This window comes from Bacillus sp. AFS001701, assembly GCF_002559405.1.
Lineage (GTDB): Bacteria > Bacillota > Bacilli > Bacillales > Bacillaceae_G > Gottfriedia.
On sequence record NZ_NTZO01000182.1, the window covers coordinates 1 to 4,548 of the forward strand.

Annotated in this window: 4 protein-coding genes; all 4 read left to right on the plus strand. The window is 38.4% G+C overall.

Annotation, left to right across the window (positions count from 1 at the left end):
• Positions 1 to 377 precede the first annotated feature (377 nt).
• The 4 genes from CN514_RS13300 (at position 378) to CN514_RS13315 (ending at position 4,468) form a co-directional block, all read left to right on the plus strand.
• Positions 378 to 1,373 carry an iron-siderophore ABC transporter substrate-binding protein gene (locus CN514_RS13300; RefSeq protein ID WP_098233007.1) on the plus strand — a complete coding sequence of 332 codons (996 nt, stop codon included), beginning with the start codon at positions 378 to 380 and terminating at the stop codon, positions 1,371 to 1,373.
• Between the two features lie 13 nt (positions 1,374 to 1,386).
• On the plus strand, positions 1,387 to 2,448 hold the full coding sequence (locus CN514_RS13305; protein ID WP_286141671.1) for a FecCD family ABC transporter permease: 1,062 nt from the start codon (positions 1,387 to 1,389) through the stop codon (positions 2,446 to 2,448).
• A gap of 50 nt (positions 2,449 to 2,498) precedes the next feature.
• Complete coding sequence (locus tag CN514_RS13310; RefSeq protein ID WP_098233009.1) at positions 2,499 to 3,545, plus strand: FecCD family ABC transporter permease; 1,047 nt, start codon at positions 2,499 to 2,501, stop codon at positions 3,543 to 3,545.
• A 95-nt stretch (positions 3,546 to 3,640) separates the two neighbouring features.
• Positions 3,641 to 4,468: an ABC transporter ATP-binding protein gene (locus CN514_RS13315; RefSeq protein WP_098233010.1), complete on the plus strand. Its 828-nt coding sequence runs from the start codon at positions 3,641 to 3,643 to the stop codon at positions 4,466 to 4,468.
• Positions 4,469 to 4,548 lie beyond the last annotated feature (80 nt).

Sequence of the window (4,548 nt, forward strand, 5' to 3'; positions counted from 1 at the left end):
TTTACAAAGGGTACAATTTAGACAAGCTACTGACTTTTGTTTTTTTTGGACTGAACGGTTCTTAACTATCTAGTAATACTAAATTAAATAATGCTTCTTATCTAGATAATTGGGGAGCCTTTTAAACGATTTTTAATTCTTTTATTTCAAAAAAATGTTATTATAATATAATGAGATGAAATGAAAAGTTAATGCTAAAGTACATAGCGTTGTAAATAAATGGAAGAAAGAATAGTAACTTTCATTAAAGTTGATAAGTAAATAATTCTGAAAGTTCTGTAACAATGTCGGGAATATATTGACAATAAAAGTCGCTTTAGTATAATTAATGATTGAAAATGATTATCAACTTCAATGTTAATTAAGGAGAGAACGAAATGATTAGCAATATTAAAATGCCCAAATTACTTGGGATTGTCATGACTTTATTTTTATTGATTGGTCTAGTTGGCTGTTCGTCAGATTCAAGTAAAAAGTCTGATAAGAAGTCTTCAAATGAATCAGCTGTCACAGTTGATACTAAATTCGGCAAAGTGGAAATCAAAGGGCATCCGAAACGTGTTGTTGCACTAGGTTGGGGAGATGCAGAGACAGCACTAAGTCTTGGAGTTGAACCAATTGGTGCAAGTGACTGGCTTGCTTTTGGTGGTGACGGTGTAGGACCTTGGATAAAAGGTGCATATAAAAAATCACCAACTATTCTTGGAACAATGGAACTTGATTATGAGAAAATTGCTTCTCTTAAACCAGATTTAATTCTTGATGTAAAATCTTCGGGTGATGAAGAACGATACAAACGCCTTTCAGAGATTGCTCCAACGGTTGGGGTTCCTAAGGGTGGAGATAATTATTTAACGACTACTACAGACCAGGTGCGAATGATTGCACAAGCCCTAGGTAAAGTAGATAAAGGTGAACAACTACTTAAGGATGTAGACGTGGCATTTGATAAAGCGGCTAAGGCAAATCCTGAATTTGCAGGTAAAACGGTTGCAGTTGGTGCTTACGATTCTTCAGGTTTTGGTGCATACGTAAAAGGCGATTCTCGTGTTGATTTTGTAACGCGACTTGGATTCAAAAACAAGGAAGAGATTGAAAATTTAGCTAAAGGTAATTTCTTTATTAAAGTTGCTGACGAAAAGTTAGATTTATTAAATGCTGATCTTACGATTGTTTTACCTATTTTTGTTGATCCAAAAGAGATAACAAATAATAAACTTTATCAGAAGATTCCTTCTGTAGCAGATGGTAGATCAATTATTCTTGATACAAATTCATCAAATGCATTCTCAACAGGAACGGTTCCCGCATTATTATGGGCAATCGATAATTTACCACAACAGTTTAAAAAAGCATTAGAAGGCGGGGCGTAAAACAGTGACAGCGATGAAGCAACCAAAAAACAAAACGACTCAAGTAGTTGGGGAAAATAAAAAGACAATTACTTCAATGCGGTTGCAACGATTTTTGGGCTTCATCGTAGCACTTTTACTTTTGGTAGCCGTAGTGTTCTTGAGTTTAATGATTGGTGCTAAATCCATACCTTTTGGAGTTGTATGGGATGCGTTGTTTTCACCAAACAATAGCTATAATCACACAATCATTCATAATACTAGGATACCACGAACACTTATTGCTCTAATTGTTGGTCCTGCATTTGGACTAGCTGGAGCATTAATCCAGGTACTGACTAGAAATCCACTAGCAGACCCTGGTATTCTTGGCGTAAATGCTGGGGCAGCCTTCGCAGTTGCGATCGGAGTTGGAGTATTTTCTGTTACATCGATGTCTGCCTATATGTGGTTTGCACTTGCAGGTGCATTAATTGCGACTATTGCTGTGTATGTTATAAGTGGAGGAGCTGGTAAAAAAGCTCCTACACCTGTACAAATCACACTTGCTGGAGTAGCACTTAGTGCCACTTTGAGTGGGATTACTACATCATTGACATTAGTTAATAGTAAGGCATTTGCACGAATGTTGAACTGGAGTGTTGGGACATTAGCTAGGAGAAGTTTTGATGACCTTTGGCTTGTTCTGCCCATTTTAATCGTTGGTGCATTATTAGCTTTTGTCATTACTCCTGCATTAAACGCGATTGCCTTCGGAGATGATCGTGCATCCTCTTTAGGAGTAAATGTTGGTGTTACTCGTGCAATCGGTTTGATTGCAATTACACTATTAGCTGGCGGGGCAACTGCTATAGCTGGACCAATTGGTTTTATCGGTTTAATGGTGCCACATTGTGTGCGATGGTTTGTCGGTCCAGACCAATTCTGGATTTTTCTATACTCAATAGTAGCAGCACCGATCATACTCATCCTTTCAGATATTATTGGTAGAGTTGTATTGTTACCTTCAGAAGTTCCAGTAGGAATCATCACGGGACTAGTTGGTGCACCGATTCTACTGATTCTTGTTCGTAGACGTAAAGCGAGTGGTCTATAAAATGAAAATGATTTGTGGCAAAGGTTTGAATGTAAGAAGGAGTGAATATTATGCGCCCCATTAATTATGGCAGGCACTATCTACAACTGAAATGGCCTGTAAAGGCACGAATTGATGTGAGGAGCATGATTGTTACGGCAATCCTTCTTATAGCCACGATTGCAATTGCAATGTTTGCATTAATGGTAGGCACACTGAAAATAAGTGTTCATGAAGTTTTTTCTGCTTTAATTGGTCAAGCGACAGGAATGACGAGAACAGTTGTGGTCGAATGGCGGTTACCACGGGTGGTGGCTGCGATTGTTTTTGGAGCAGGTTTAGCAATAAGTGGCCTGATTTTTCAATCAATCACTCGGAATCCATTAGGGTCTCCTGATATCATTGGTTTTACCTCAGGCTCTTATACGGGAGCACTTATTGTGCTTCTTGTCTCTAAGTCGACTTCTAACATTAGTGTAGCTGGTGGGGCTTTGATTGGTGGATTCGCAACGGCTCTCCTTATTTATTTGCTTGCTTTTCGAAAAGGAACGCAAAATTTTCGCCTTATTATCGTCGGAATAGCAGTTTCGGCGATCTTAGGAAGTATCAATTCGATGCTCCTTATTAAAAGTGATGCAGAGGTTGCGTTAACTGCAGCAGCTTGGGGAGTTGGATCATTAAATGGGATTGATTGGAAACAAGTAGTTCCTCCAGCAATTGCTGTTATTATTCTCATTATTTCTGCTGGGATCATGAACAGACCATTGCGTGAAATGGAGTTCGGCATGGATGCTGCGAAATCTCATGGTGTTCGAATTGAACGATCCCAACTATTACTGATTCTTATTGCAGTTGCCTTGACGGCTGCTCCAACAGCGGTTATTGGGCCAGTTAGCTTTGTAGCGCTTGTTGCACCACAAATCGCTAAACGTATCACCAAATCAGAGGAGAGTATTTTACCAGCAGCAATGATGGGAGCGTTTCTTTTACTTGGAGCAGATGTTCTCGCGCAAAGAGTAATTCCAGGAACAATTTTTCCGGTAGGTGTGGTAACTTTATCATTAGGTGGAATATACTTAGTGTGGCTATTATTCCGTCAAGCACGATCAGCAGCTTGAACGAAATAGAAATGTACAAGGTTTAGTAGGAGCTTTCTCGAAGAAGGGGTTTCAAGTATTACGATATTCTGATTGAAAGAAGTTGAAAATGAATTATGAAGTTAACAGCGGCAGAAATTCAAAGCCAAAAGGCCGTACAAACAGAGTCTAGGCTTAGGACAGAAAACATTACAATCAAATACGATAATCGGGTAATATCCAGAAACCTTTCAGTACAAATACCAGATGGATCATTTACAGTAATTGTTGGTCCAAATGGATGTGGGAAATCAACCTTACTTCGAACACTTTCAAATTTGTTAAAGCCATCTGAAGGGCAAATTTTACTAGATGGAAAAGCTATTTCTTCGTATAAGTCAAAAGAAGTAGCTCGTAAACTAGGTCTATTACCTCAGTCTTCAACTGCTCCAGACGGAATAACGGTAGCGAATTTAATCGCACATGGTCGATATCCATATCAGAGTCTTATAAGACAATGGACTGATGAAGATGAAGCAGCAGTAATGTCTGCGATGGAGCTTACAAATACAAGTGATTTGTCGCATCGATACGTAGACGAGCTATCCGGAGGACAAAGACAAAGAGTTTGGGTCGCGATGGTACTTGCTCAACAAACACCAATGCTCTTACTTGATGAACCAACGACTTATCTTGATATTGCTTATCAAATTGAGTTGTTAGAGTTATTTAAAGATCTTAATCATCAAGGGAATACATTAGTTGCTGTTTTACATGATTTGAACCATGCTGCGAGATATGCAGATAATATCATCGCTATGAAGGATGGCCAGGTGATTGCACAAGGAGATCCTAGGGAGATTATCACTGCAAAGCTAGTCGAAGAAGTCTTCGGATTAAAGTGCATAATAATAGATGATCCAATTGCCAATACACCACTAGTTGTTCCATTAGGTAAGGGATAATTACCTTGTGATTTTAGTTTAAAATCACTAATAAAAAAATAAGTGAAAATAAATATATTACACTTATTTTTTTATTAGTG

Coding starts and splice junctions, on each gene's coding strand:
- CN514_RS13300 (WP_098233007.1), top strand. CDS start 378: ATGATTAGCAATATTAAAATGCCCAAATTACTTGGGATTGTCATGACT.
- CN514_RS13305 (WP_286141671.1), top strand. CDS start 1,387: ATGAAGCAACCAAAAAACAAAACGACTCAAGTAGTTGGGGAAAATAAA.
- CN514_RS13310 (WP_098233009.1), top strand. CDS start 2,499: ATGCGCCCCATTAATTATGGCAGGCACTATCTACAACTGAAATGGCCT.
- CN514_RS13315 (WP_098233010.1), top strand. CDS start 3,641: ATGAAGTTAACAGCGGCAGAAATTCAAAGCCAAAAGGCCGTACAAACA.